Source organism: Natrononativus sp. DTA114, from assembly GCF_059736515.1.
The window spans coordinates 1012116-1036881 of sequence record NZ_JCASSN010000001.1; the positions used below are offsets into that span (position 1 = coordinate 1012116).

Annotated in this window: 27 protein-coding genes; 8 read left to right on the forward strand and 19 right to left on the reverse strand. The window is 67.1% G+C overall.

Going from position 1 to position 24766, the window contains the following annotated elements; all coding sequences use genetic code 11:
• Window positions 1-11: 11 nt before the first annotated feature.
• On the reverse strand, window positions 12-1181 hold the full coding sequence (locus AC6I6S_RS05335) for a hypothetical protein (RefSeq protein WP_497948697.1): 1170 nt from the start codon (window positions 1179-1181) through the stop codon (window positions 12-14).
• 279 nt (window positions 1182-1460) lie between these two features.
• Window positions 1461-2228, reverse strand: coding sequence for a Nif3-like dinuclear metal center hexameric protein (locus tag AC6I6S_RS05340; protein WP_497948698.1), 768 nt, complete (start codon window positions 2226-2228; stop codon window positions 1461-1463).
• A gap of 121 nt (window positions 2229-2349) precedes the next feature.
• Here AC6I6S_RS05340 and thiE point away from each other — a divergent pair, with 121 nt between their 5' ends.
• Window positions 2350-2985, forward strand: a complete 636-nt coding sequence (gene thiE / locus AC6I6S_RS05345) for a thiamine phosphate synthase (protein ID WP_497948699.1) — start codon at window positions 2350-2352, stop codon at window positions 2983-2985.
• A gap of 10 nt (window positions 2986-2995) precedes the next feature.
• On the opposite strand, the gene speB is transcribed toward thiE, so the two are convergent.
• Complete coding sequence (gene speB / locus AC6I6S_RS05350) at window positions 2996-3811, reverse strand: agmatinase (RefSeq protein WP_497948700.1); 816 nt, start codon at window positions 3809-3811, stop codon at window positions 2996-2998.
• On the reverse strand, window positions 3811-4185 hold the full coding sequence (locus AC6I6S_RS05355) for a translation initiation factor IF-5A (RefSeq protein ID WP_497948701.1): 375 nt from the start codon (window positions 4183-4185) through the stop codon (window positions 3811-3813). Before AC6I6S_RS05355 ends, speB begins: the two co-directional genes overlap by 1 nt.
• Before the next feature lie 164 nt (window positions 4186-4349).
• On the opposite strand from AC6I6S_RS05355, the gene AC6I6S_RS05360 reads away from it, so the two are divergent.
• On the forward strand, window positions 4350-4931 hold the full coding sequence (locus AC6I6S_RS05360; protein ID WP_497948702.1) for a hypothetical protein: 582 nt from the start codon (window positions 4350-4352) through the stop codon (window positions 4929-4931).
• 78 nt (window positions 4932-5009) lie between these two features.
• Here AC6I6S_RS05360 and AC6I6S_RS05365 read toward each other — a convergent pair whose 3' ends face one another.
• The 7 genes from AC6I6S_RS05365 to AC6I6S_RS05395 form a co-directional block, all read right to left on the reverse strand.
• Window positions 5010-6068, reverse strand: coding sequence for an FxLYD domain-containing protein (locus AC6I6S_RS05365; protein WP_497948703.1), 1059 nt, complete (start codon window positions 6066-6068; stop codon window positions 5010-5012).
• Window positions 6069-6169: 101 nt separating this feature from the next.
• The gene (locus AC6I6S_RS05370; protein ID WP_497948704.1) at window positions 6170-7243 is read right to left on the reverse strand and encodes an aminotransferase class I/II-fold pyridoxal phosphate-dependent enzyme; all 1074 of its coding nucleotides are present in this window, start codon (window positions 7241-7243) and stop codon (window positions 6170-6172) included.
• 90 nt (window positions 7244-7333) lie between these two features.
• On the reverse strand, window positions 7334-8395 hold the full coding sequence (locus AC6I6S_RS05375; protein ID WP_497948705.1) for an enolase-like domain-containing protein: 1062 nt from the start codon (window positions 8393-8395) through the stop codon (window positions 7334-7336).
• Window positions 8396-8442: 47 nt separating this feature from the next.
• Complete coding sequence (locus AC6I6S_RS05380) at window positions 8443-9006, reverse strand: type 1 glutamine amidotransferase domain-containing protein (RefSeq protein ID WP_497948706.1); 564 nt, start codon at window positions 9004-9006, stop codon at window positions 8443-8445.
• 94 nt (window positions 9007-9100) lie between these two features.
• On the reverse strand, window positions 9101-10768 hold the full coding sequence (locus tag AC6I6S_RS05385; protein WP_497948707.1) for an ABC1 kinase family protein: 1668 nt from the start codon (window positions 10766-10768) through the stop codon (window positions 9101-9103).
• Window positions 10769-10844: 76 nt separating this feature from the next.
• Window positions 10845-11318: an Hsp20/alpha crystallin family protein gene (locus tag AC6I6S_RS05390; RefSeq protein ID WP_497948708.1), complete on the reverse strand. Its 474-nt coding sequence runs from the start codon at window positions 11316-11318 to the stop codon at window positions 10845-10847.
• Between the two features lie 60 nt (window positions 11319-11378).
• A complete protein-coding gene (locus AC6I6S_RS05395; RefSeq protein ID WP_497948709.1) occupies window positions 11379-12200 on the reverse strand; it encodes a GIDE domain-containing protein in 822 nt (273 codons plus the stop codon).
• 114 nt (window positions 12201-12314) lie between these two features.
• Between AC6I6S_RS05395 and AC6I6S_RS05400 the strand changes: the two genes are divergently transcribed.
• The 3 genes from AC6I6S_RS05400 (at window position 12315) to AC6I6S_RS05410 (ending at window position 16208) form a co-directional block, all read left to right on the forward strand.
• Entirely contained in the window at window positions 12315-13574 is a 1260-nt protein-coding gene (locus AC6I6S_RS05400; RefSeq protein ID WP_497948710.1) for a molybdopterin molybdotransferase MoeA, read from the forward strand.
• Window positions 13575-13622: 48 nt separating this feature from the next.
• A complete protein-coding gene (locus AC6I6S_RS05405) occupies window positions 13623-15509 on the forward strand; it encodes a molybdopterin biosynthesis protein (RefSeq protein WP_497948711.1) in 1887 nt (628 codons plus the stop codon).
• A gap of 63 nt (window positions 15510-15572) precedes the next feature.
• Complete coding sequence (locus AC6I6S_RS05410; RefSeq protein WP_497948712.1) at window positions 15573-16208, forward strand: helix-turn-helix domain-containing protein; 636 nt, start codon at window positions 15573-15575, stop codon at window positions 16206-16208.
• Here AC6I6S_RS05410 and AC6I6S_RS05415 read toward each other — a convergent pair.
• The 6 genes from AC6I6S_RS05415 to ahbB all read right to left on the reverse strand — a co-directional run bounded on the left by AC6I6S_RS05415 (window position 16205) and on the right by ahbB (window position 21434).
• Complete coding sequence (locus AC6I6S_RS05415) at window positions 16205-16867, reverse strand: HAD family hydrolase (RefSeq protein WP_497948713.1); 663 nt, start codon at window positions 16865-16867, stop codon at window positions 16205-16207. The two genes, AC6I6S_RS05410 and AC6I6S_RS05415, sit on opposite strands and share 4 nt — an antisense overlap.
• 387 nt (window positions 16868-17254) lie before the next feature.
• Entirely contained in the window at window positions 17255-17641 is a 387-nt protein-coding gene (gene lwrS / locus AC6I6S_RS05420; protein ID WP_497948714.1) for an LWR-salt protein, read from the reverse strand.
• A gap of 1 nt (window position 17642) precedes the next feature.
• The gene (locus AC6I6S_RS05425) at window positions 17643-17924 is read right to left on the reverse strand and encodes a 4a-hydroxytetrahydrobiopterin dehydratase (protein ID WP_497948715.1); all 282 of its coding nucleotides are present in this window, start codon (window positions 17922-17924) and stop codon (window positions 17643-17645) included.
• A gap of 457 nt (window positions 17925-18381) precedes the next feature.
• A complete protein-coding gene (gene hemA, locus AC6I6S_RS05430) occupies window positions 18382-19686 on the reverse strand; it encodes a glutamyl-tRNA reductase (protein ID WP_497948716.1) in 1305 nt (434 codons plus the stop codon).
• Entirely contained in the window at window positions 19686-20348 is a 663-nt protein-coding gene (locus tag AC6I6S_RS05435) for a precorrin-2 dehydrogenase/sirohydrochlorin ferrochelatase family protein (RefSeq protein WP_497948717.1), read from the reverse strand. The genes hemA and AC6I6S_RS05435 overlap by 1 nt, the downstream gene beginning before the upstream one ends.
• Before the next feature lie 24 nt (window positions 20349-20372).
• Entirely contained in the window at window positions 20373-21434 is a 1062-nt protein-coding gene (ahbB, locus tag AC6I6S_RS05440; protein ID WP_497948718.1) for a siroheme decarboxylase subunit beta, read from the reverse strand.
• Window positions 21435-21588: 154 nt separating this feature from the next.
• Here ahbB and AC6I6S_RS05445 point away from each other — a divergent pair, with 154 nt between their 5' ends.
• Complete coding sequence (locus AC6I6S_RS05445; RefSeq protein WP_497948719.1) at window positions 21589-22263, forward strand: hypothetical protein; 675 nt, start codon at window positions 21589-21591, stop codon at window positions 22261-22263.
• On the forward strand, window positions 22253-22567 hold the full coding sequence (locus AC6I6S_RS05450; RefSeq protein WP_497948720.1) for a DUF7347 domain-containing protein: 315 nt from the start codon (window positions 22253-22255) through the stop codon (window positions 22565-22567). Before AC6I6S_RS05445 ends, AC6I6S_RS05450 begins: the two co-directional genes overlap by 11 nt.
• Window positions 22568-22577: 10 nt before the next feature.
• Here AC6I6S_RS05450 and AC6I6S_RS05455 read toward each other — a convergent pair whose 3' ends face one another.
• Window positions 22578-22979 (reverse strand): DUF5778 family protein, encoded by a 402-nt coding sequence (locus tag AC6I6S_RS05455; protein WP_497948721.1) that lies wholly within the window; start codon window positions 22977-22979, stop codon window positions 22578-22580.
• A gap of 113 nt (window positions 22980-23092) precedes the next feature.
• On the opposite strand from AC6I6S_RS05455, the gene uppS reads away from it, so the two are divergent.
• Window positions 23093-24016 (forward strand): polyprenyl diphosphate synthase, encoded by a 924-nt coding sequence (gene uppS, locus AC6I6S_RS05460; protein WP_497948722.1) that lies wholly within the window; start codon window positions 23093-23095, stop codon window positions 24014-24016.
• A gap of 31 nt (window positions 24017-24047) precedes the next feature.
• Here uppS and AC6I6S_RS05465 read toward each other — a convergent pair whose 3' ends face one another.
• Window positions 24048-24653 (reverse strand): undecaprenyl diphosphate synthase family protein, encoded by a 606-nt coding sequence (locus AC6I6S_RS05465; RefSeq protein ID WP_497949301.1) that lies wholly within the window; start codon window positions 24651-24653, stop codon window positions 24048-24050.
• Window positions 24654-24766: the final 113 nt, after the last annotated feature.

The window sequence follows — 24766 nt, forward strand, 5'->3', positions numbered from 1 at the left end:
GCCGAAAGCGGTTAGCAGTCCGCTTCGTCCTCACCCTCGTCGTCGCCGAGGTCGAGGTCGACCTGCGTGTTGCTGGCCGTCGTCTCGAGTTCGTCGTCGCCGTTGAACATCTGCAGGGTCACTTCGCCGTCTTCGGCGTCGACGGTGAAGTAGGTCGTGGAGTTACCCTCGATGGTGATCTCCTTGGTGGCGTCGTCGCCGTAGGGGCTGACCTCGACGGTCATCTCCTGGGCGTTGTGGTTGTCGATGCGGAACTGCGCGAGGTCGACGTCCTCGTCGACGCCGGTTGCGACGAGGTCCAGGTGAGCGTAGTCGCGCTCGGTGTTGCTCGCCTTCTGGTCGATCTGCTCGCCGTCGTACTCGAGGAGGGCCGTCGCGCTGCCGTTGTCGGCCTCGAGGGTGACGGAGGCGCTACTCTCTGCGTCGACGGTGACGTCTTCCGCGACGTCGGTGCCGTAGACGGAGACGGTCGTGGTCGCCTCGCCGTCGTTCATGTTGTCCACGCGGAAGGTGGCCTCGTCGGCGTCGGAGTCGGTGTCGATCGCGACGAGTCGGAGGTCGTCGACCGCGCGGTCGTCGACGGTGTTGCTGTGTTTGACGTCGATCTGTTCGCCCTGGAAGTGGATCGCGGTCGTGATGTCGGCGCCGTCAGCCGTGAACGTTGCCGTGCCGTTGGCGGGCGCGACGACGTCTTCGACGGTCGTCACGCCGTAGATCTCGAAGTCGAGGTAGACGTCCTGGTCGTTCGCGTTACGGATCTCGAAGTGCGACCAGTCCTCGACGGAGTTCGAGTGCATCGGGACGAGCGTGATCTCGTCAGTGTCGATCTGGTCCGCGCGGTCGTCCGCCGTGTGACTGGCCTTGACCTCGAGCTGCTCGCCCTCGTAGAAGAGCTGAACGGTCGCCTCGCCGTCCTCGGCGTCGACGGTGAAGTACGTGCTATCGTTTGCGGCCGCGGTGACGGTGCCGTTGTTCCCGTCGTCACCGTAAACGTTCCACGCCACCTCGACGTCTGCCTCGTTGGCGTTGTCGATGCGGAACGTCGCCTCGTCCGCGTTCGAGTTGACGTCGATCGCAACGAGACTGATCTTGTCGGCGTCGATGTCGACGTCGTCCTCGCAGTGGCAGTCCGCGCCCGCGGCGCCGACCGCAACGACGGAGAGGACCATCAGTACGGCCATGAAAGCGGTCGTGAATCGATTCGTGCTGAGTCGTGTTGGGTTCGTCATTTGAGTTTCTCTATCTCCCCTCCACCGGAGACGTCCCCCACCGGTACCGGAGAGCTACTCGAGTCTATCAGGATATCCATAATGACTACTCTCCTGATAAGTTGGCCGTGGTAATCCTTACGGAATGGACAATTTGAACATTATGTCTCGAGAAATAGTCGGTTGGTGTGTGCCAAAACCGCCGCACGAACGCCTCACACTGCCGATCCTCACTTCCCTCACGAGAAGGCGCTACAACCCCGTCGGCACGTCGTGGTAGGTCGTCTCGAGGCCCCACCCCTCGACCAGGTCCGCGAGCGCGCGGACGCCGAACGTCTCCGTCGCGTAGTGACCGGCCAGCACGACGTGAATCCCCGCCTCCTTCGCCTCGTGGTAGACCTGCTGTTTCCCCTCGCCGGTGACCAGCGCGTCCGCGCCGACCGCCTCGGCCTCCCCGAGCCAGTCGGTGCCGCTGCCGGTGACGACAGCGATCTCCTCGATTTCTTCGGGTCCGAACTCGAGGGTTCGCACCGGCCGTCCACCGGTATCGAGTTCGCCCTCGAGTCGCTCGCGAAGCGAGTCGACCGTGTACGACGCCGCGGCAGTCCCCCGCTGCCCGATGTGCGCCGGGCCGAGTTCGCCGAACGGGCTCCGGTCCTCGAGCCCCAGCAGGTCGGCGACCCCGGCCGCGTTGCCGAGTTCCTGGTGGCCGTCGAGCGGGAGGTGCGAGACGTACAGCGCGAGGTCGTTCGCGAAGAGGGGCTCGAGGCGGTCGTAGGTTCGCCCAGTCACGCGGTCGAATCCGCCCCAGGAAATCCCGTGGTGAGTGACGAGGACGTTCGCATTGGCGTCAGCCGCTGCCCGAACGGTCTGTTCGACGCCGTCGACCGCAAACGCGACGCGCTCAACCGACCCCTCGTCGGGGCCGACCTGCAGTCCGTTCGCGCTCGCGTCGAGGTCGGCGTAGGCGTCGGTCTCGAGTCTCTCGTCGAGTCGGTCGACGAACTCCGTGAGTTGCATACGCGGCGGTTCGGCGGCCGCGTTCTTGTATCCGGCTGGTTCGAGTCCATCCGGAGGCGACTGCGTTCTGACCCCCTGGATGAATCGACGACGCTTAGTGAACCACCGAGTGATATCCGCTATGAATCAGCCGGACTGGCGAACCTATCTCGTCACCCAGGCGTCGCTCTCTGCAGGCCGCGAGACCACCGAGATCGTTCGCGCGGCGGTCGCCGGCGGCGTCGACGCGGTTCAGCTCCGCGAAAAGGAGACGAGCGCCCGTTCCCGGTACGAACTCGGCCGCGAGTTGCGGGAACTTACTGTCGACACGGGTGTCGACCTCATCGTCAACGACCGCGTGGATCTCGCTCGAGCGATCGACGCCGACGGCGTCCACCTGGGACAGTCGGATCTCCCGGTCGCCGTCGCGAGAGAGTTACTCGAGTCCGAGACGATCGTCGGCTGTTCGGCCTCGACGGTCGCCGAGGCGCGACGGGCGGACGCCGACGGCGCGGACTACCTCGGCGTGGGCGCGGTGTACGGCACGTCCTCGAAGACGGTAGCGGAGCGAAAGGACGGGATCGGCACGGAGCGCATCGCCGCAATCGCGGACGTCGTCTCGATTCCCGTGATAGGAATCGGCGGGATCACCGTCGAGAACGCCGGTCCGGTGGTCGAGGCGGGTGCCCAGGGCGTGGCGGTCATCAGCGAGATCACCGCCGCCGAGGACCCGAAAGCGGCGACTGCGGCGCTCCGAGACGCGGTTTCCGACCGGTGAAAAGGCGGGATTACGCCGACCCGTCGGCGCTCGAGTAGACGAACTCTCGCACCAGTTTCCCGGCGAGGGCGGCCGCCTGGCCGTCGTCGCGGTCGTTCACCTCGACCACGTCGAAGCCGGTCGCGTGCGGGGCGACCTCGCGAACAACGTCGCGCATCTCGCGGGGCTCGAGGCCGAACGGTTCCATCGTTCCCGTACCTGGAGCGTAGGCGGGGTCCGCACCGTCGATATCGACGCTCAGGTAGACCTCGCGGTCCTCGAGTCGGTCACCGAACGCGAAGTCGGCGACGTCCTCGGGGGCGACGACGGTCACGTCGTTTTCGGCCGCTCGCTCCCACTCCTCCTCGCTGCCGGTGCGTGCGCCCAGGATGATCGCCTCCTCGACGTCGCCCTCGAGGATACGGCGGGTGACGCAAGCGTGGCTGAGCGGGTTGCCGTCGTACGCCTCGCGCAGGTCGAGGTGGGCGTCGAGACAGACGAACACGTCGGGATCAACGGCCCGAGTCCCGGCGGCCGAGATCGTGTGTTCGCCCCCGAGCGTGAGCGGGATCGCGTCCTCCCAGACGACGTCGCGGAGGGTCCCCTCGAAGTACTCGAGGTAGGCGGAAACGTCGTCCCAGGCCCGGACGTCGCCGTCGTCGCGGACGCCGAGGTCGGTGAAGAACTGGTCCGTTCGGTGGTCGTAGTCGTCGTAGGTTTCCGCAAAAGTCCGGATGCGCCGGGGGCCGAATCGAGTGCCCGGCTGAAAGGTCGTCGAGGCGTCCAGGGGCGCACCGACGACCACGAAGTTCGCGTCTCCGCCTTCGGCGGTCGCCCCGGGGAACATCAGACGATCTTTCGCTGATCTTCCATCTCGAGGTACTCGATGTTGTCGTCGGGGGAGGCGTCGACGTCCTCCGGCATCCGCATCGTGATGGTCTCGTAGGTTTCGAGGTCCATCACCTGCATGTCGTTGCCGTCGACCGAGACGACCTGGCCCTGTTTGCGCTCGATGATCGGGACCCAGATCTTCGCGTCGACAGGCTGGGAGAGCGAGCGTTTCTTGCCGTCGAAGACGCCGCTGGCCTCGACGCGGGCCTTGGCGCTGCCGTGTTTGCCGGGTTTGGCCGTCGAGTAGGAGTTGATCTTGCACGCGGCGTCGTCGATAATGACGTAGCTTCCTTCCTGGAGGTCGCGAACTTCTTGCTGCTGTTTCGCCATACCTCGGGATACTCAATCGAGCGCCATAAACCGTTTGAAACCGCTCGACCTCGGGTTCCGGGGAGAGCCCGCTCGAGAGACGGGTTCACGGCATCTGGACGATCCGGGAACCCGACTCGATACTCGACCGACAGTATATGTCGTCGTCGGCCGACTACCGTACCATGGAGCGAGCCGCGATCCTCGCGGGGGTTCTCGGTGTCGTCCTCGTAGGTGCACTCGTGCTCGGCTGGTATCGCCGCGGGCGGTCCCGTCCAGCAACCGCCGGCGAGCGGACCGCCGACCTCGAGCGACGGGCGAGCGCGCGGCTCGCGGCGACACTCCCGCCGGGCGTCGAAACACATCTCGAGCAGCCGCCCGTCCTCGAGGAGGTCGCCATCGTCACCGATACGGAGGAACGGGCGTCGTCCGTTCCGGTCGTCCGGGTCGACCTGGGAACCAGTGAGGCACCCGGGATGGCGATGATATTCGAATTCGTCGCCTCAATTCTCGAGGCGATCGCTCCGGTGTTCGCGGACGAACGCGTCCACCACTACGAGGTTCGGTTTCGGTTCGGCCCCGACGGACTCCTCGTCACCAGGTCGTGCCGTCGCGTCGCGGTCACCCCCTCGCTGGTCGAGCGACTCGAGAATCCCGACTATCGGGCGTTCGATCTCCGCCGGGACGTCGAGCGGCGAGACGACGGGGACGAGAGCCCGCCCGTGCTGTGGGGCGAGTGCGTCGCTCACGAGCGGGCGACGACCTGACGGCGCGACGCGAACTGGCCGAATCGGAACCGTGTGATGCGGTCGCCCCGCCCACCCGTCCGCGTCGATGCCGGACGATCAGGCGAACAGTCCGCTCAGTGCACCCAGAAACGAGGAGCCGGTGGACCTCTCGTCGACCCCCGCCAGCCGGCGGTGGCCCACGTACGAGAAGACGCCGACCTCGTAGTTGTTCGCATCGATCTCCTCGAACGCCGAATGGTAGTCGTACATCGCAACGAACTCGAACTCCTGCTCGCTTTCCCCGGCCACCTCGAACGGTGCGGAGTAGCGTTCGTGGACACGCGTTCCCTCCGTGTCGTACAGGACCACTTCGACCACGGCTTCCTCGGAGGGAACCTTCCCGCTGTTGGCGATCGTTCCGCGGAGCACGTACGCCTCGTCGCCGTCGACGTTCTCCCGTGAGAGGTCGGTCTCGAGCAGTTCCAGTTCGGCCTCGGCGGGAACGAGCCCTATCGTAACCGACTCCTCGCCCTCGAGGGCGACCGTGACGACCGAATCCTGATACACCTCCGAGGTGGCCGTCACCTGATACTCGCCGGCCGGCAGATCGTAGGTTACCTCCCCATCGGAGCCGGTTTCGCGCGTGTCACCGGCGATATCGACAGTCGCCTCGAGCGGCACCTCCGCGGTGGAGTCGACGACAGTGACGGTGAGCGTGTGCGTCTCCTCGTCTCCGTCGTCTTCGTCGCTATCGTCGTCTCCGTTCCCTTCGTCGTCGTCCGGTTGCTCCCCGTCGTCATCGTCGTCGGTATCCTCGTCATCGTCGTCCAGTGGTTCTCCGTCGTCACCGTCGCTGGTATCGTCGTCGCTGTCGTCCGTGTCGTTCTCCTCGCCAGCGTCGTCCGACTGCCCCCCGTCGTTGCCGTCAGATTCCTCGTCGCCAGCGTCATCGGTCTCGTTCGTCGTCTCGTCGTCTCCGGTATCGTCGTCCACCGGGTCGTCTGCACCGTCGTCCGCGACACCGACGTCGTCGACCGCATCCGAGGAGTTCTCGTCGTCCGCACTTCCGTCGTCAGATGTGTCACCCGTCCCAGAGGTCGGACCACCCTCGAGACAGCCAGCCAGACCGAGCGCAATACCGCTTCCCGCGACAGACAGAACACGCCTTCGTTCCATATACCCAGCATACGAACCACCTGCTTATGGTAATTATTGGTACTTTAACATACTGTAAAAAACTACTGTGTTTCGGTCTGTCCTTTTTACGCCACCAGTCGTTACCCGAGCAGACGCCCGACACGTTCGAGGCCCTCCTCGAGTTCCTCGGTGGGGAGGCCGAACCCGATGCGGAAGTAGTCGGGGTAGCCAAAGAGGTCCCCGGGCGCGAGAACGACGCTCTCTTCCTCGACGACGGTCCGACAGAATTCGGTGGCGTTCTCGAACCCCTCCGGAACCGTCACGAATCCGTTGACGCCGACCGGATCGTGCCACTCGAGGCCGTGGTCGTCGAGAAACGCCCGCACTCGATTGCTGTGGTCGGCTGCAAGCACGCGGTTTTCCTCGAGGATCGGCTCCTCCTGGTCACCCAGCGCCTGCTTGGCGACGTGCTGGCCCATCAGCGACGGCGAGATCGTCGTGTAGTCCTTCCAGTTCCAGGCGGCGTCGACCACCTCTCGATCGCCGACGAGCCAGCCGAAGCGCAGGCCGGCGAGTCCGTAGGCTTTCGTCAGACTGGTCGTCGAGAGCCCGCGGGGGCCGAGGCTCGCCACCGGCGGTAAAGGTTCGTCGGCTAGCAGGCGGTACACCTCGTCACAGAGCAGATAGGTGTCGCTGTCGGCCGCGAGGTCGTACAGCGCCTCGACGGTCTCCTGGGGGTGGTACCGCCCCGTCGGGTTGTTCGGGTTGTTGAGCACGATGACGTCGGTTTCCGGTCGGATCGCGTCGGCAACGGCGTCGGTGTCGAGTTCCCAGGTGGGCGGCTCGAGCGACACCCGCGTCACCTCGCCGAACGCTTCCGGTACCGAGTGCAGCGCCTGATAGGTGGGAGTGATCACGACCGCGTGGCCGCCGCCCGTTCCGTTCCCGCCGAGCAGCGAGAGAAACGCCAGGAAGTTCGCCTCCTGGGTGCCACAGGTGAAGAGGACCTCGTCGGCGTCCCGGTCGTAGCGCTCGCCCACCGCAGCTCGAAAGTCGGGGTCGCCGTTGGTCGGAATCACGTAGCCGAAGTCGCCGGGATCAGTGTCGAACCGACTCGCCGGCAGACTCCTGATGCCGCTCTCCGCGAGCATGATATCCGCCTCGTGTTCGTACTCCGCGAACCAGCGCTCGAGGCCGAAGGGTTCGATCTGCATACGCTCAGTAGGCGGCCAGACAAGGAAATACCCGCCGACACCGGCAGTCGAGCGCCAGCGGGGACTCGCGACGACAGCTGCTGGCGTGGGTTACCACCGAAATCCGACCGGCTCAGCCGGCGGCCCGAGCGGGCTCGCCGGTAGTCCCTCCCCCACGTCGGGATCGTTGTACCGCCGCGGGGCGACGTCGTTCGGCCCCGACGGATAGAACAGCGACGCCAGCGCCTGGAGCTGTCCCCGGCCGACGCCGAGTTCGAACTGGCCGCCGCCGTATAACCGGATGTCTCGTTGCTGGCAGTACTCGATCGTCTCGAGGACGGACTCGAGCGAACCGAACCGGGAGGGCTTGATGTTGAGCCAGCGGGGCTCCCACGGCAGGTCCTCGACGTCCGCGAGGCCGTGGATCGGGGCGTCCCACGACACACGCGACCGCGCGTCCGGATCGTCGAACACCGGCTCCGTCTCGTCCTCGAGCGCCGGATCCTCCAAAACGGCGTCGGGGAGCCGCGCGACGAGCAGCCGGTAGAGGTCGGGGTCGGCCTCCACGTCGACTTCGGTGCCGTGGTACTGGCCCTTCAGATCGAGGATACGAACCGCGTCAGTTTCGGCGAGTTCGTCGACCAGGTCGCGGTCCCAGTCGGGAGTCGGATCGAGTTTGAACTCGAGGTCGGGCACCTGTTCCCGCAGCGCCTCGAGTCGATCGGTCGTCGGCGGCTCGCCCAGGCGGGTGCTAGCGACGAATCGGACGGGTTCGTAGTCGGTCTCGAGGGCGCTCGCCAGATCCGTCCCCGCCTGCCGGAGCGCCAGGTCGAGGGCGGCGCTCTCTACCCCCCAGCGCCGGTAGTTCCGGAACACCTCGCGGTCGGGTGCGCCGCCCGGAAAACAGTCGAGCGAGCCGACGTGTTCGGAGAAGGAAGCGAGCGTGTACTCCCCCGTGAGATCCGGCAGTCCCGTCTCGGCCAGCGCGTCGTGATCCTCGGTGTCGTAGGTGACGTCCTCGCCGATTCCGGTGACCGTCCCACTGTCCTCTCCGGCGGGGCCGGAAAGCGAAATCTCGGTCGTCGCGCGGGTGAACCCGCTCGAGGTCTCGCGCTCGAGGCAGTCGGTCGAAACGGCGTCGATCGTGACGGGCAACTCCAGAAGCCGGTCCATACGTCCCACTCGCGGGCGACCCGAAAAAGCGTTCGTCTCCGTGAGCCCTACCGCGCGGTCGTCGAAAACTCCTCGAGCAGCGCCTCACAGAACGCGGAGAGGTCGTCCGGGGTACGGCTGGTGATGATCTCGCCGTCGACGATCACCTCGTCGTCGTGCCAGTCGCCGCCGGCGTTCTCGATGTCGGTCCGCAAACTCGGATACGAGGTCAGGCGGCGGCCGGCGATCACGTCCGCCTCGACGAGCAGCCACGGCCCATGACAGATCGCGCCGGCCGGCATCCCGTCGACGACGTGTTCGCGCAGGAGTTCGACCGCGTCCTCGTCGGTCCGGAGCGTGTCCGCGCCGACCGTGCCGCCCGGAATCACCAGCGCGTCGTACTCGCCGGCCGAAACCTCCGAGAAGGTTTTCTCGATCTCGTACCCGTCGCTCCACTCGAGATCGTTGTTGACAGTCCGTGCCTCGCCCGTCTCGCTGCCGAGCACCTCGACGGTGGCGCCGGCGTCGGTCAGGGCGTCCCGCGGTTCGGTGAACTCGACCTCTTCGGTGCCCTCCGGGGCGAGAAAGAGGCCGACCGTTACGCCCTCGAGATCGGTGTCGAGCTGTGACATCGAACGGAGCCACCACGGACGCGCGCAGAAAAGTTCCACTTGCCTGTGCACACCGGAGCCACAGCGCCTCGAGAGCGCGCTGCGTCGACCGGGGTCACTTCTGCTCGCGTCGCTGCCGGAGGTTCTGTCTGGTGAACTGGGGCTTCGTTCGGATCGAGCGGGGCTTGCGGAACGACCGGTAGAGTTGGACGGTGACCACCGCCGAGAACACCGCGGCGACGACCGACGCCTCGGGTGCCTGGAGCGCGTACAGCACGCCCATCGAGAACAACGACATCGTCAGCAACATCCCGTACACCAGCCGTTTGGCGAGTTTGGCGAACACGTCTTCGGAGTCCTCGACGCCGATGCGGACGAACATGTCGTCGCGGTCGAGTCGATCCAGCGAGCGCTCGGCCTTCGCGGGAAGCCGAACCGCCGACTCCGCGGAGTGGCGGACCTGCTGGCCGGTCTCCTCTATGTAGCGCTGGATCGACTCCTCGCGGTAGCCCTGCTCGGTGAGGTAGTCCGTCGCGGTCGCGATGAAGTCGAAGTCGGGATCGAGGGTGACACAGACCCCCTCGACGACGGTCGCGACCCGCAGGACGAGCGCGAGGTTCGCGGGCAGTCGGAACGGGAACTCGTAGATCGAGTCCTCGATCTGACCGACGATCTGCTGGACCCGGTACTGTTCGATATCCTCGCCGCGGGCGTCCTGGATCGCGAGTTCCATCACGTCGGACATCACCGCCCGGTCGGCCTCGGGGCTCAGGGTGCCGATCTCGATCAGGGCGTCGAGGATCGCGTCGATATCCTGGTTCGCGACCGCCACGTAGAACTCGACGATCTTGTCCTGGACGAACGAATCGACCCGCCCGGACATCCCGAAGTCGTAGAAGATGATCGTCCCGTCGTCGGCCACCGCCAGGTTTCCGGGGTGGGGATCGGCGTGGAAGACGCCGTCATCAATGATCATCTGGAGGTACGACCGCTGGAGGTTCTCGGCGACTCGCTCGCGGTCGATATCCTTCCGGTCGAGTTCGTCGACCTGGTTGATCTTCGTCCCGCCGAGGTACTCCATCGTGAGCACTCGCTCGCTCGAGTGGGTGTCGATCACCGCCGGAATCGCAAAGCGGTCGTCGCCCGCGAAGTTCGCCCGGATCTCCGTGAGCATCGTCGCCTCGCGCTCGTAATCCATTTCCTCGCGGATCGTCTTCGCGAACTCGTCGGCGAGGTTCTCGAGCGAAAACGACCGGGATTCGTCGACGAACCACATCAGGATCGGCATCGACCACCGGATCACCCGGAGATCGGCCTCGACGAGCGTCTCGATGCCCGGCCGGCGGATCTTGACGGCGACCTCGGTGGTGCTGCCGTTGGCCAGCGGATCCCCCGCTTCGGACGCTGTCGGGGCCGTCTCCGCCGCCCCAGCGGCGACCGTCGCCCGGTAGACCTGGCCCAGGCTCGCGCCGCTGATCGCCGTCTCGTCGAACCGCTCGAAGCGCTCCTCGAGCGGGCCCAGCTCTTCCTCGAGAACCTCCCTCGCGTCCGCCCAGTCCGCAGGCGGCACCTCGTCCTGAAGCGCCGAGAGCACCTCGACGTACTGCGGGGGGAGGATGTCCGGCCGCGTCGAGAGCAGTTGGCCGAGTTTGATGAACGTCGGCCCGAGCGTCAGCAGCGACTCGAGTAACACCTCCGCGCGGTGGCGGTGAGTTTCGGGGTCGACGCGACGGGACCGGCCGAACAGCAGGAACCGCCGCCGGTCACGCGCGTACGCCCACAACAGCGGCAGGAACTGCCACGCGACGACGAGAAACCGCCGGTACGCGCGGAGAAGTGCCAGACGTAGTCACCCCGAGTTAGGCGGCCTCGTCGGTGTCTTCTGTGCGCCCCTCGTTCGCTCGCTCGGGGCTCGTGTCCTCTGCCACGGGGGAGACGTCCTCGGGGTCGATCGCGCTCCCCCGGTCGCCGTCGGTTTCCTCGTCGACGATCTCGATCGGCGTCTCCTCGGCCGCCGTCCGCTTCGGAAGCCGGAGTTCGAGGACACCCCGGTCGACCGACGCCTCGGCGTCTGATTCGGTTGCGTCCGACGGCAGCGGAAGCTCCGCGTCGAGAAACAGCGAGCGGTTCTCCTCGAGATAGCGGTACTCGCGGGAGAGGTCCTTCTCCCGTCGCGCCTCGATGGAGATCTGGCCGCCCTCGACGGTGACGTCGAGCGTCTCCGCGGAAACGCCCGGTACGTCGAGAACGAGGAGATACGCCTCGTCGCTCTCGAGGTAATCGAAGAACACGGAGTCGGAAAGGTCCCGCAACGCGTGACGGAGCGCAGACATAGGTATACGTTCGAACGCCGATACGAAAAAGGCCGCGGTAGCGGTCGGTCGCTCCTCGAGTCAGACCACCACCAGCGCGGCGAGCGCTGCGAACACCGCCCCGCCAATGATCGCGCCGATACCGAGCGCCGCGGCCCGCAGACCGAGGCCGCGTTCGTCCCGATCAGAGATCACGAACGGGTAGCCGAAGAGACGGTGGCGAAGCCGAACCAGCCGATCCGGCGCGAACGCCGCCTCGCCGACGCCGACGGTGGCGTTCACCTGCCCCGTCTCCGTCGAGACGGTCGTGTCGTGTCGGGCCGTGCCGAGCACGTGGACCGGCTCTTCGACGTCGAGCCGTCGCTCGAGAAACCGTCGATCCTTCCCGGTGCGAAGCTCGAACAGCCGGAGGTCGATCGAGGAGTCCTGACAGTCGACGTCCTCGTTGTGGTCGATAAAGCGCCGGATCGTCGCCGGCGGCGTCGTTCCGCCGTTGACTTTGATTCGATCCTCCGAGGTGAGTCGAAAGTCAGCCCCCGGGGGTTCGACCAGCACGCTTCCGCTGTCGTCTGCGAGCCGGAACGGAGCGGACTGTTCGCCCGACGCAATGGTCGTCCAGGAGGTGCCGTGTTTGGAGTTTCGCTCCTCCTCGACGGCGTACTCGTAGGCGACACACGGCGTCTCGGTGAACGGCGACCGGAGCACGCCGCCGGCCGGGGAGACGGTGCCGCGAAGTTCGATCGAGCCGCCGTTTGGCGCGTCGAGGACGGCGTCGGGTCGCGACCGGAGGACGTGGTTCGCCAGTTGGAGTTCGCGAACCCCGTAGGCGAACGCGAGCAGACAGACCAGCGTGGCGAGAACAAGCCCGCCGAGGACGAACGGGTTCGGAAAGGCGAGGGCCATACGGGCGGTTGCTCGCTCGAGAGATATATACGCACCGACAGCTTCGGCCGGGAGACGAACAAGCGACCGGCACGGACCCGACCGCTTTTAGGCGCCGCCGACCGGATTCGATGTATGGACGGAGCCGATCGGGACCGCAAGCACGCCGGGTTCAAAGCTCGAACGCGGGTCGACGACGCACGCGAAACGCTCCGCGAGGCGGTCGCCGCCCTCGAGTCGGACCGACCGACGAAACGAGTTCCCGTCGCCGAGGCCGACGGGCGGGTGCTCGCCGAGGACGTGACCGCGACGCGGAACGTCCCCCACTACGAGCGCGCGGCGATGGACGGCTACGCCGTTCGGGCACGGGACACGTTCGGCGCGACCGGACGCTCGCCGGCCGTGTTGCGAGAAGCCGACGGCGAGGAGGTGGTCCCCGAAACCGCAGTGCGGGTCCACACCGGGAGCGATCTTCCACCGGGTGCCGACGCCGTCGTCATGATCGAACACGTCGAGACGTTCGGGGGCGACCTCGAGGTCGAAGACGCTGTCGCCGAAGGGGAGAACGTCGCACCGGTGGGCGAGGACGTCGAGGCCGGCCAGGAACTGTACGAAGCGGGCCACCGCCTGCGCCCCTCCGATCTCGGCCTGTTGCGGTCGGTCGGCCTCGAGGACGTCGCCGTCGCCGCCCGCCCCGACGTCGCCGTGATCCCCACCGGCGAGGAGCTGGTTCACGCCGAGCCCGAGCCGGGCCAGGTGATCGAAACCAACGGCCTCACCGTCTCGCGGCTGGTCGAGCGATGGGGCGCCGACGCGGTTCACCGAGAGATCGTTACCGACGACCCCGACGCGCTCCGGACGGCCCTCGAGCGCGACCTCGAAAAGGACGTGATCGTGACGACCGGCGGCTCCTCGGTCGGCCAGCGGGACCTTCTGCCGGAGGTGATCGACGACCTCGGAGACGTGCTCGTCCACGGCGTCGCGCTCAAACCCGGCCACCCCGTCGCGCTCGGGATCGTCGAGGATACGCCGGTGATCGCCCTGCCGGGCTACCCCGTCGCCTGCATCATCAACGCGGTGCAGTTCCTCCGGCCCGTCCTCGCGTGGCTCCAGGGGACCGAGCCGACCGACCACCCCGCAGTCGACGCCCGCCTCGAGCGCAAAATCCCGAGCGAGCCCGGCACCCGGACGTTCGCGCGGGTGCGCCTCGAGGAACGCGAGGGCGGCCTCGAAGACGGCGAGCCCGCCTACCGGGCGACTCCGACCCGGGCCAGCGGGTCGGGCGTGCTCTCGAGCGTCGCCCTCGCCGACGGCTGGGTCGTCGTCGACGAGCCCCGCGAGGGGATGCCGGCGGGAGAGACGGTTGCAGTGGAAGACTGGGAATCCTGGCCGTAAGTCGAGCGGATCGGTGGACGTTTTGCGATCCCTATCCGAAGGAACCGTATGGACCGCAAGGAGTTTCGCGACCTCGCCACCCCCGAGGAGGCACGGGAGGCGATCCGGTCGCTGTCGCTCGAGGGCGGTATCGACCGCGTCTCGCTTTCGGAGGCCCGCGGCAGGGTACTCGTTACGCGAATCGACGCCGAGCGCGACGTTCCCGGCTTCGACCGGGCCAGCCTCGACGGCTACGCGCTGCGGGCGCGGGACACGTTCGGCGCCGACGAGGCGGATCCCGCGACCCTCGAGTTGACCGGAGAGGTGCACGCGGGCGAAGAGCCCGCAGTCGAGGTCGGCGAGGGCGAGGCCGTCGAGATCTCGACCGGCGCGGTGATGCCGCCGGGCGCGGACGCGATGGTTCCCGTCGAACGAACCGACGCGAGCGGGGACGAGGTGTTGATCAGAACCGCCGTCGCCCCCGGCGACAACGTCATGTTCGCCGGTGCGGACGTGGCCGCGGGCGAGCGCGCCCTCGGCCCCGGTACCCGTATCACTCCCCGCGAGATCGGCCTGCTTTCGGCGCTCGGAGTCGAGGAGGTACCCGTTCGAGCGCGCCCTCGAGTCGGCATCGTCTCGACGGGCGACGAACTGGTTCGACCCGGAAACGAAATCGACGACGCCCGCGGCGAAATCTACGACGTCAACAGCTATACGATCGCAGCGGGCGTCGAGGACGCCGGCGGCGAAGCGGTGCTCTACCCCCACGCCGGCGACGACCAGGCCGAGATGGAACGCGTGCTCAGGGAGGCCGCCGACGAGTGCGACCTCGTGCTCTCCTCGGGGTCGACCAGCGCCAGCGCCGTCGACGTCATCTACCGGGTGATCGAGGAGCGCGGCGAACTGCTGCTCCACGGAGTGAGCGTCAAACCCGGCAAGCCGATGCTCGTGGGCCGGCTCGAGGGGGGCGACTCGAGTTCCCCGAACTCGGCGTACGTTGGCCTCCCCGGCTACCCCGTCTCGGCGATGATGGTGTTTCGAACCTTCGTCGCGCCGGCGATCCGAGAGGCCGCCGGGGTTCCGGAACCCGCGTCGGCGACCGTCGAGGGCGCGATGGCGGTCCAGAGCCGCTCCGAGCAGGGCCGCCTCCGACTCATGCCGGTCGGGATCACGATCGATGGCGCGGGCAAGACGCTCGTCTACCCAGTCGACAAGGGCAGTGGCGCGACGACCAGCCTCGCCCGCGCCGACGGCGTCGTCGAGGTTCACCCCGACACAGACTACCTCGAGGCCGGCGAGTCGGTGACGGTGACGCTGTTCTCCCCGGATGTCCGGCCGCCGACGCTTCTCGGCGTCGGCGAGGACGATCCGACCCTCTCGCGGCTGCTCGATCGCCTCGAGCACCCGCGCTACCTTTCGGTCGGCTCCCGGCCCGCGCTCCGACGACTTCGCGAGGGCGTTCCCGACGTGGCCGTCGTCGCAGGGCCACTGGAGGCGGAGGTGGAGGCGACGACTCTGGGCGAGTGGTCCCGGGAGTGGGGGCTGGTCGTTCCCGCCGGCAACCCGGCCGAAATCGAGGGACTCGAGGACCTGGTCGATCGCGAGCTTCGGTTCTGCAACCGGACGACCGACTCGGGACTGCGCTCGAGTCTCGGCGGCGTCGTCGCCGATCTCGCCGACAGCCGGGGGGTCGACCGCCACGAGATCGTCGAGTCGATCGACGGCTTCGGACTGGCGCGGCGCGCCCACGAGAGTCCCGCCCGTGCGGTAATCGACGGCACCGTCGACGCGGGGCTCGGGCTGCGCGCGACGGCCGACGCGCTCGATCTCGGCTTCGTCCCGCTGGGAACCGAATCGGTGCGCGTGCTCGCGAACACCGACCGGAGCGGAAAGGAGAGCGTCCGCGAACTGGCGGCGGCACTCGAGGAGGTTCCGTCGCTCTCAGATGACGTATAGCCGTCGGAGACAGTCCGAAACCCCGAAGTAGCGATTTTACGTCTCCGCGGTGTACGTCCGGTAATGTCGACATTGGCCGAGTTCCGGCTTCCGGCGGCGGACACTGTTCTGGCACGTACGTTCGAGCGCCTCCCGGAAGCGGCGTTCGAACTCGAGTCGTCCGTCTCGAAAACGCTTCCCTGTCTGTGGGTTTCGGGCGTCGACGCCGACGCGGCCGAAACCGCCTTCGACGCCGATCCGTCGGTGGACGGCTACGAGTTACTGGTCGACGCCGACGACCGGCTCCTGTACGACCTCGAGTTCGTCGACTGCGAGTCACTCTCCGAGGAACTGCTCGCCGACGGCGGAGCATTGCTCGACGTACACGGCGCGGAGAACCACTGGCAGATCAGGATGCGGTTTCGAAACCGCGACCAGCTCTGTCGGACCCACGACCGCCTCGTCGATCGGGGGATTAACGCGGACCTGCGGCGGGTCACCGACGTGACGGCCACCACAACTACGAACTCCCGGCTCACGCCCGAACAGCAGGAGGCGCTCGCAGCCGCGCTCGAGCAGGGGTACTTCGAAATTCCGAGACGGATCTCGATGGAGGAGTTGGCGCACGACCTGGGGATCTCCCACCAGGCGCTCTCAGAGCGGCTGCGACGTGCCTACGAGACCCTCGTCGACGCGGAACTACAGCCTGCAGACGGTTAGTGGGCGTCGACAGGCGGTGACGACTCGAGGGCGGCGAGTTCGTCGAACGACGTGATACGGTAGTCACCGAGCACGCAGCGGCCGCGGCGTTCGGGGCCGACCCGTTCGATGTGGATGGCGTCGAGGCCGGCGTTCCAGGCCGCACCCACGTCGTTCGAGCCGTCGCCGGCGAGGACGCCCCGGTGACCGTTTCCGGCGACCCCGAGTCCAGACATCACCTGCTCGACGGGCGTCGGGTCGGGTTTCCAGCCGGTTTCGTCGGTACAACAGAGAATCACGTCGAACCAGTCGCGGATGTCGACGGTGTCGAGCACCGGATCGGCGAGGAACTGCTGGCAGTGGGTGACGAGGCCCACGGGAGCGTCGAGGTCGGCGACGAAGGCGGCGTCCTCGTGCAGGTACGTCTGCTCGGCGCGAACGAGCGGCTCCTCCTCGGCGTGAAACGCATCCCAGAACGGCTCCGGCTCGAGGCCCCACTCGCGGAGCTGGTGGTTTCGGGAGCCGGTGAGTCCGTTCCAGAGAACGTCCGCCTGCTGGTCGGTAAAGCGGTAGCCGAGCCGGTCGCCCACCCGGTCGAACACCTCGCGGGTGTACGACCACTCGACGTCGACCAGCGTCCCGTCGAGGTCGAACAGCCAGAAATCGTACTCGGAGACCATTGGGGACCCTCGAGTAGGACGTTCTCGAGTAAGTGTCTGTCGACTACAGAACGGTACGCTCGGGCGGGAGCCGTCGACGTCGAATCGGGATCAGTAGCGCACCAGATCAAAAGTCGGGTGTGAGGAGACTGTCACGCGCCGTACTCGCTACCGCGCTCAGGTGGTGTGGGGGAGGGCGGTAGCGTTCCGGCGGCTACGAGTGACCTCCGATACGTATTGAACCGTGCAGACCCTTCCGGCCGAATTACACAGAATTTACCAGAATTAAACAGAATGTATTCAAATAAATACTGAATCGGGGTAGTGTTCGTCGTAGTCGCTCGACACAGCTACCCGGTTTTCGGACGACCGAAGCGTCGGCTACCGCCTCGGGATCGGTCGGACGGATCACGCTTCGTCGAGATCGACCTCGAGTCTCGAGGCGAGGTACTTCGAGAGCACCTGTGAGACGTTGTCGGCCTTGAACGCGCCCAGATCGGCCGCGATCTCGGTTTTCAGCGCCTCGAGGTACTCCTCGTCCGTGTGAAGTCCGCGGAACTCGACGGTTTCGACCGCGAACCCGGGGCCGAGTTTCTCCGAGATGAGCCGTCGAACGTGGGCCTCGTCACCGATCTCGCCCCGCCAGAGGGCGTCCCGGAAGAAGCGCCACCCCTCCGAGCCGGGCTCGGCCGCCTCGAGCAGACAGCGTCGCTCGACGGTGGAGGGCTCGAGGGAGACGCCGGGCTCGCGGGCCTCGAGGCCGAGTTCGACCCAGAAAGCGTATCGAGCGCGCACGTCAGGCGTTCTGCTCGGCCTCGATCAGTTCGGCCATCTCGATATCCTTGTCCGTGATCCCGCCCTCTTCGTGGCTGGTGAGCCGGATCTCGACTTCCTCGTAGCGGATGACGATCTCGGGATGGTGGTACTGCGCCTCGGCGATCTCGCCGACCATCTGGGCGAAGTTCACGCCGTGGAGGTAGTCGTCGAACTCGTAGACTCGGACGATCTCCTCCCCGTCTCGGTCCCACTCCTCGGGCAATTGTGTCTCGATCTCGTCGTTGGAAAGTAGATCCGCCATGTGGCCTCGAACGCAAGCCAGTGAAATAACGATTGTGTCCGACGGAGTCGTCGCCGGTCCCCCGAACGCCGAACCGGCCGGAATCGGGATCGAACCGGAGCGGCCGCATCCACGACGCCACTACTTTCACTTTCACTCCGAGGACGGCTCGCCCCTTTATGCGTGCGACGAGAAGGGGGAGAATGCGGCCCCAGGGTTGCGACGCGCACCCGTTCGAGTACCGACGGTATCTGCTGGCTGTCGCCTCGAATTCCCTGTCACCACCGTTTCGATGCCACGCGAGGCGTCGAAACTATAGTAGCCACTGAAAGTCAGTGCGCACCTGATCGCACGACGGCTGTGCGATCAGGTGTGAATCGTTTCAGTTGTTATACTATACCACCACCATCGGGGTGCCGTCTCGACGCGTTGCTGTTCTACTCGAGAGTGCAACCGACCGACACTGACTCGAGAACCGTTAATCGTCGTCGGTGGCGCTGATCGGAACGTCGTCGACGCCCGTCTCCGAGAGCGAGACCAGCGACTCCGGTCCGAACTCGGGATCGAACAGCTGTAACGCCGTGTTGATCGTCTCCCAGTCGTCCTCGGCGGCGGCCTCGCGCAGGCTCTTGGTCGGCGGCGCGAGCAGCTGTCCCACGAGGGCGTCGGCCATCGACCGGACGATCTCTCGCTGTTCAGCCGAGAACTCGGCGCCCTCGAGACGGGAGAAGGCGGTTTCGAGTTCGCGGCCCTTCACCCGCTCTGCGGACTCGTACATCGCCGCGATCACCTCGTCGGCGCGGGCGCGTTTGTACTGGTCGCGGAGCAGGTCGAACTCGCGGTCGACCATCGCCTCGACCTCTCGGGCGGCGTCGGCGCGCTGCTCGCGGGTTTCGGCGGTGATCGTCTCGAGGTCGTCGAGATCGTAAACGGTGACGTCGGACAGTGAGGCGGCCGTCGGACAGACGTCCCGTGGCTGGCCGAGGTCGACGACGACCTGTTCGCGCTCGCCGAGGTGGGAGGCGTCGACGACCGGTTCGTCGCTGCCGGTGGCCGCGACCACGACGTCCGCACGGGGGGTAACGGTCCGCAGCCCACCGAGGGGGACTGCGTCGCCGTCGACTGCGAACTCGGAGACGAGGTGGTCGGCGTGGGGGATCGTTCGGTTAGCGACGACCAGTTCGGTGACGCCGGCGTCGACGAGGCTGCGAGCCGCGAGCCGCCCCATCTCGCCGGCGCCGACGACGAGTGCGGTGGCACCCTCGAGATCGATCTCCCGCTCGACCATCCTGGTCGCCGCGGAGCCGAGCGAGACGACGCCGTCGTTGATCCCCGTTTCGGTGCGGGCGCGTTCGCCCACGTGGATCGCCTTGGTGACGGCGGCCTCGAGCAGGTGGCCGATGGCGCCGACGCCGCGGGCGTCTTCGTAGGCGGTGCGGACCTGGCCGATGATCTGGTCCTCGCCGAGAACGACCGATTCGAGGCCGGTCGCCACGCGAAGCAGGTGCTTGAGGCTCTCATCGTGGCCCGTCTCGACGAGTGCGTCGTCGTCGACGCCGGCGAAGAACTCCTCGAGTATCGCCCGGCCGACGGCCGGGTCTGCGGTGACGACGTACGCTTCGACGCGGTTGCACGTCGAGAGGACGAACGCCTCCTCGACGGGTCCCCGTCCCAGCAGCGCCGACACGCCGGTGCGCTGGCTGTCGGGGCTCGCAGCGGCGAGATCGTCGACGCCGCCGCTCTCGTGGGTCACTCGTGCGCCGGTGACGATGCCGGCGTGCATCACGACATACCACCGCCGGTCGAGCCTTCTTCGGCGAGCACGTCCTCGATCACTTGTCGGGCATTGGCCGTACCCGTACGTAAACCTGTCCAAATGTCGGGGGCGTTGACCACCTCGGTGACGATCTCGCGGCGACGCGCCGGCGGCACCGCCTGCGATTTGAGTTCGGCCCGCAGCGCCGCCAGCAGGCCGGCCATCTCGCCGGCCCCCTCGAGGTCGGTCTCGAGTTCCTGGCGGAGATGCTTGCTGAGAACGGGCGCCTGCCCGCCGGTCGAAACCGAGACGACGACGGGCTCCTCGCGAACCGTCGCCGGGACGACGACGCTCCCCGGCTCGCGGTCGCCGGCCCGATCCGCCCGGTTGACCAGCACGCTGCGGTCGCGCGCCGCGGTGACGACCGCGTCGTTGACCGCCTCGTCGTCCGTCGCTGCGACGACCAGCGTGGGGGCGAGGCGCTCGAGCCACTCGCCGACTGCGACGGGGTCGGCCTCGAGGGCGGCCCTGACGAGGTCGGCGTCGCCGAACTCGTCGTCCGCGAACTCGGGACTCACGACGACGACCTCGGCCTCTCGGGCGAACCGCCGAGCCTTCCGAGCGCCGACGGGGCCGCCGCCGACGACGAGCACCGTCGCGTTCGTGAAGTCGTGAAGCAGGGGTATCATGGAGGTGAGGGATGTGGGATCGCGTCAGCGCGCTTCGGTGTTGGCGTCGGCGCGTTCGGCCAGTCGGATTCCGGTCTTCTTCAGGATCTGGCTCGAGAACAGCGTGTCCCAGTCGTCGTCGCCGACGTCCCAGTGTTCGGCCATCGTCTCGCGGACCTGCTCGACCCGGCGGTCGCTCTCGGCCTCGCTGCGGCCGTGGGTCATCGCGAAGACGTTGTACGGCCAGACCCCCTCGTGGCGTGGCCGCTCGTAGCAGTGGGTGACGAACGGGAGCGAGGCGACCTCCGGGCCGACCTCGCTCACGAGGTCGTCGGGGACGTTCCAGACCGTCATTCCGTTCTCGGTGTAGCCCAGCGCGTAGTGGTTGGGGATCACGCCCACCCGGCGGATCTTCCCCTCGAGATCGAACCGCTCGATCGTCTCGAGCACCCACTCGCGGTCCTGGCCGATCGCGTCAGCGATGTCCGCGTACGGCGTCGCCGTGAGCGGAAAGCCGTCCTGGATCTCGAGCACCAGATCCCGTTCGGCGGGAGTGAGCGTCGACTCACCGTCGGGGGAAACGTCGGGCCCGAGATGGGAAAGGTCGAGACCGCCCTCGAGCGGGCCGTCGACGTAGAACTTGGCCTCGACGCGGAACTCCCGCCGTTTGGGCAGGTTGTACGTCTCCTGGCCGGTTTCGGCTTCGATCTCGGCGAGCACCTCCTCGACCCGCTCGTCGTCTGCAACGCTCACGACGAACCAGACGTTCAGGTAGGGGTGTTCGCGCTCGTAGTTGTGGGCCACCTCGCGGTGGGCGTTAACCGCCTCGACGACCGCCTCGAACCGGTCTTCGGGGGCGTGCATCGCGACGAGCGTCGCCGCGCCGCCGATCTCCTGGGCGTTGACCAGCGCGCCGAAGCGGGAGAGGACGCCCCGCTCGTCCAGGTCGCGGATCGTCTCGAGCAGTTCCTCGCTCCCGATCTCGACACCCGCATCGCGCATAGCCGCGGCGGCTGGCTCGAACGGCTCGTCGACGACGGGGAATCCACCCTGAAAGGCGTTGACGACGGCTCGCTCACGTTCGGTGAGCGCGGCGTCAGTGTGCATACTCGAGGCTCGGGACCGACGCGACATAAGGGACGCGGGACGGCGTCCCGGCGCCGCCGCACCGGCCGCCGGGGCCGACCGGGCCGGTCGAATGTGAGTTCAATGTGAGTTTTGGACAAAAATTATAAGTACTAGTTTAGCTAGGTACTCACATATGGCTCGAGAGATCCGGATCTCCATCGACGACGACGAGGTGTTCGAGCGGATGAAAGCCCGCAAGCGCGAACTCGACCTGTCCTGGGAGGAAGTGCTCCACCGCGGGCTTCGCCGCGAGGGCGACGGGAGAGGGGGAGGCTACGACGAGCAGCCCCGCCGCGGACGGACACCACCGGACCCGATCAACTCCCCCGGTGCGTTCGCGGAGGACCTGAAACGGCAGATCCAGGGTCAGGTCCGCGATTCGCTGCACGCCTCCCTCGAGCCGACCTGGGAGGAACCCTACAGCCCGGACCCGCTCGGCCGCGACGTTGACACGCTCGAGAGCGCCGAGGACGCCGTGCTGGTCTTCGACTTTCTGGGCGACGACGCAGCCGAGACGGCCACACAGATCCCGCTCCGCGTCACCCTCGAGGCCGGCGCGGACGGGCTCGCGGCCGAGGTGATCGCCGTCCGCCAGGGGAAAGGCGTCGCCGCGATGAACACGTTCGATCCGGCCGCCCGCCGACGGATCGTCGAGGGACTGGCGACCGGCGAGGTCTCGACCCTCGAGTTCGACGCCGGCGCCGAAACCTACCCGGTCGTCCCGACGCTCGCCTGGAGTCGCGACGGCGACGGGCGGCCGACGGTCGTCGACGTGACGATCGACGAGGTCCGGTTCGATGCCGACTGAACCCGCGGCCGCGGCGGCGCTGTTCGACCTGCTGAGCGACGAGACGCGCCTGCGGATCCTTCGGGAGCTCTACCGCCAGGACCAGGAGCGTGCAGACGAGCCGGGACTATCGTTCTCCGCGCTCGGCGCTCGCGTCGGCGTCGACGACACCGGCCGGTTCAACTACCACCTCGGCCGCCTGCGGGGATCGCTCGTCGAAAAACGGGAGAGCCGCTACGTACTGACCCCGCTGGGCGCTCGTCTCGGCGCGTTCGTCCTCGAGTCGGACGCCGCGAGCGAGCGGCTCGAGCCAACCTCGTCGTGACCGCGCGGACTCAGCCTTCGACGCCCGTCACGTCGAAGCCGAGGTCGCGGATCTCCTCGAGGATCGCCTCGTGATCGGCGTTCGCCTCGTAGTAGATCACGATGTCGAAGCTCCCCTCTCGGAGCAGTTGCTGGCACTCCCAGACGAACTCCTCGTCCTCGAGCGTGAGTCCCTGGTGCTGATTCGAGGAGAAGTCGGTGTCGTCGTTGCCGGAGTAGACGTAGCAGTCCTGCGGGTCGTGACCCGCGTGCTCGGCGATGATGTCGCCGACGTCGATCGTCGCCTGCATCATCCGGACGTCCTCGTTGCCCCCGTACTCGGTGTGGACGACCGCCCCGTTGAGTTCGATCTCGCCCGGCTCGAGCAGCGCCTTCGTCCGCCGGTAGAGGTCGTCGTCGATCGTGTCTGCCATCGCTCGAACCGAGGCCGCCCGGACGGATAGCCGTCACGATTCGTTGGCTCTCTCGATTCTCTGACAGTCCGAACACACAAGACACATAGTGTTCGGTACAGTCTGCTGTGATGATGACCGGGTGGTTCCGCCGGCGCGTCGGAGACGCTTACGAGCAGTTGCTCTCCCGAGAGGTCGCCGGTGCACCGACCCACGTCGCCGTGATCCAGGACGGAAACAGGCGCTACGCCCGGAAGAACGGTGCCGAGGCCACCGATGGCCACCACGCCGGCGCCGAGACGACCGAGCAGGTCCTCGAGTGGTGCCAGGAGATCGGCGTCGAGGAGCTCACCCTCTATGCGTTCTCGACGGAGAACTTCAACCGCCCGCCCGAGGAGCGCGAGGCGCTGTTCGACCTGCTCTGTCGAAAGCTTCGGGAGTTCGCCGACGCCGAAAAGGTTCACGACAACGAGGTCTGTATTCGGGTGATCGGCGACATCGACCGGCTCCCGGAGCGAGTCCAGGACGTCATCGAGTACGCCGAGGACCGCACCCGCGACTACGATCGGTTCGTTCTCAACGTCGCCCTCGCCTACGGCGGCCGGTCGGAATTGCTCTGTGCCGCCCGCAGCGTTGCTCGCGACGTCGAGGCGGGCGAACTCGAACCCGAGGAGGTCGACGTCGAAACCGTCGAAGAGCGGCTGTACGACCAGCCGGTGCGGGACGTCGACCTGATCATCCGGACCGGGGGCGACGAGCGGACCTCGAACTTCCTGCCCTGGCACGCAAACGGCAACGAGGCCGCCGTCTTCTTCTGTACGCCCTACTGGCCGGAGTTCTCGAAGGCCGACTTCCTGCGGGGAATCCGGACCTACGAGTCACGGGAGGCGTCGTGGCGCCGGACCCGGGCCCGCCGGGCGATCGCGCTGCTTGGTGCCGTACGCGACCGCGAACTCACCGAGGCGCGGGCCATCGTCGACCGGTTCCGCGACTCGCTGCCGACCGGCGAGCGCCCGGACGACGACGAACTCGAGTCAGGAAGTCAGGCGGCTGACTGACCGAGAACGGTCAGATTGTGGCGGCCGGTCCTCACTCGCCGAAACGCCGCGATCGGTTACAGAACTCGAGGACCGCCCGGAGAAAGTCCCGTTCGCGGAAGTCCCGCCAGTTGACGTCGGTGAAGTAGAGTTCCGAGTACACCGACTGCCAGATCATGAAATCCGAGAGCCGCTCGGCGCCGGTCTTGATCACCAGATCCGGTTCGGCGGGAAAGACGAGGTGGCGCTCGACGCGGTCGTCGTCGATCTCGGACGGCGCGAGTTCGCCGGCCTCGACGCGCTCTGCGAGGGTTCGGATGGCGCTGGTGAACTCGTGTTTCCCGCCGAGGCCGATACCGATCTGGATCGGCCCCTCAGCCTGCGTCACGTCCTCCGGACTGCGGACGACCACCGCACGGGGTGCGTCGAGCTCCTCGAGCTCTCGTCGCAGGGTCGGCACTGCCGCCGTGTCCAGTACGCTGACGTAGACGGTGACCCGAGAGGCGTGCTCGAACGCCCAGTCGAAAAAGTCGGTGAGCGTCTCGTATGCACCCTGCTCCAGGAGGTCGCGCTCGGTGATGACGAGTGCGACGTGATCCGGCGGCGTCCCGTCGTGGCGGCGAATTCGGAGGGCGAGATAGCGTTCGTACAGACCCACGGAGGAGAGTTCCGGAGCCGGCGTCATACCCGTTACGAGTTTCGGTGGCGGTCCCGTCGTGACTGTCCTCGCCCCGGAAGCGAGCCGTCGAACCGCCAGTCGGCGGCAGGGAT

Bases quoted from the DNA above. Each gene is read 5' to 3' on its own strand.
- AC6I6S_RS05335 (WP_497948697.1), bottom strand. From the start codon at position 1,181: ATGGCCGTACTGATGGTCCTCTCCGTCGTTGCGGTCGGCGCCGCGGGC.
- AC6I6S_RS05340 (WP_497948698.1), bottom strand. From the start codon at position 2,228: ATGCAACTCACGGAGTTCGTCGACCGACTCGACGAGAGACTCGAGACC.
- thiE (WP_497948699.1), top strand. From the start codon at position 2,350: ATGAATCAGCCGGACTGGCGAACCTATCTCGTCACCCAGGCGTCGCTC.
- speB (WP_497948700.1), bottom strand. From the start codon at position 3,811: ATGTTCCCCGGGGCGACCGCCGAAGGCGGAGACGCGAACTTCGTGGTC.
- AC6I6S_RS05355 (WP_497948701.1), bottom strand. From the start codon at position 4,185: ATGGCGAAACAGCAGCAAGAAGTTCGCGACCTCCAGGAAGGAAGCTAC.
- AC6I6S_RS05360 (WP_497948702.1), top strand. From the start codon at position 4,350: ATGGAGCGAGCCGCGATCCTCGCGGGGGTTCTCGGTGTCGTCCTCGTA.
- AC6I6S_RS05365 (WP_497948703.1), bottom strand. From the start codon at position 6,068: ATGGAACGAAGGCGTGTTCTGTCTGTCGCGGGAAGCGGTATTGCGCTC.
- AC6I6S_RS05370 (WP_497948704.1), bottom strand. From the start codon at position 7,243: ATGCAGATCGAACCCTTCGGCCTCGAGCGCTGGTTCGCGGAGTACGAA.
- AC6I6S_RS05375 (WP_497948705.1), bottom strand. From the start codon at position 8,395: ATGGACCGGCTTCTGGAGTTGCCCGTCACGATCGACGCCGTTTCGACC.
- AC6I6S_RS05380 (WP_497948706.1), bottom strand. From the start codon at position 9,006: ATGTCACAGCTCGACACCGATCTCGAGGGCGTAACGGTCGGCCTCTTT.
- AC6I6S_RS05390 (WP_497948708.1), bottom strand. From the start codon at position 11,318: ATGTCTGCGCTCCGTCACGCGTTGCGGGACCTTTCCGACTCCGTGTTC.
- AC6I6S_RS05395 (WP_497948709.1), bottom strand. From the start codon at position 12,200: ATGGCCCTCGCCTTTCCGAACCCGTTCGTCCTCGGCGGGCTTGTTCTC.
- AC6I6S_RS05400 (WP_497948710.1), top strand. From the start codon at position 12,315: ATGGACGGAGCCGATCGGGACCGCAAGCACGCCGGGTTCAAAGCTCGA.
- AC6I6S_RS05405 (WP_497948711.1), top strand. From the start codon at position 13,623: ATGGACCGCAAGGAGTTTCGCGACCTCGCCACCCCCGAGGAGGCACGG.
- AC6I6S_RS05410 (WP_497948712.1), top strand. From the start codon at position 15,573: ATGTCGACATTGGCCGAGTTCCGGCTTCCGGCGGCGGACACTGTTCTG.
- AC6I6S_RS05415 (WP_497948713.1), bottom strand. From the start codon at position 16,867: ATGGTCTCCGAGTACGATTTCTGGCTGTTCGACCTCGACGGGACGCTG.
- AC6I6S_RS05425 (WP_497948715.1), bottom strand. From the start codon at position 17,924: ATGGCGGATCTACTTTCCAACGACGAGATCGAGACACAATTGCCCGAG.
- hemA (WP_497948716.1), bottom strand. From the start codon at position 19,686: ATGCACGCCGGCATCGTCACCGGCGCACGAGTGACCCACGAGAGCGGC.
- AC6I6S_RS05435 (WP_497948717.1), bottom strand. From the start codon at position 20,348: ATGATACCCCTGCTTCACGACTTCACGAACGCGACGGTGCTCGTCGTC.
- ahbB (WP_497948718.1), bottom strand. From the start codon at position 21,434: ATGCACACTGACGCCGCGCTCACCGAACGTGAGCGAGCCGTCGTCAAC.
- AC6I6S_RS05445 (WP_497948719.1), top strand. From the start codon at position 21,589: ATGGCTCGAGAGATCCGGATCTCCATCGACGACGACGAGGTGTTCGAG.
- AC6I6S_RS05450 (WP_497948720.1), top strand. From the start codon at position 22,253: ATGCCGACTGAACCCGCGGCCGCGGCGGCGCTGTTCGACCTGCTGAGC.
- AC6I6S_RS05455 (WP_497948721.1), bottom strand. From the start codon at position 22,979: ATGGCAGACACGATCGACGACGACCTCTACCGGCGGACGAAGGCGCTG.
- uppS (WP_497948722.1), top strand. From the start codon at position 23,093: ATGACCGGGTGGTTCCGCCGGCGCGTCGGAGACGCTTACGAGCAGTTG.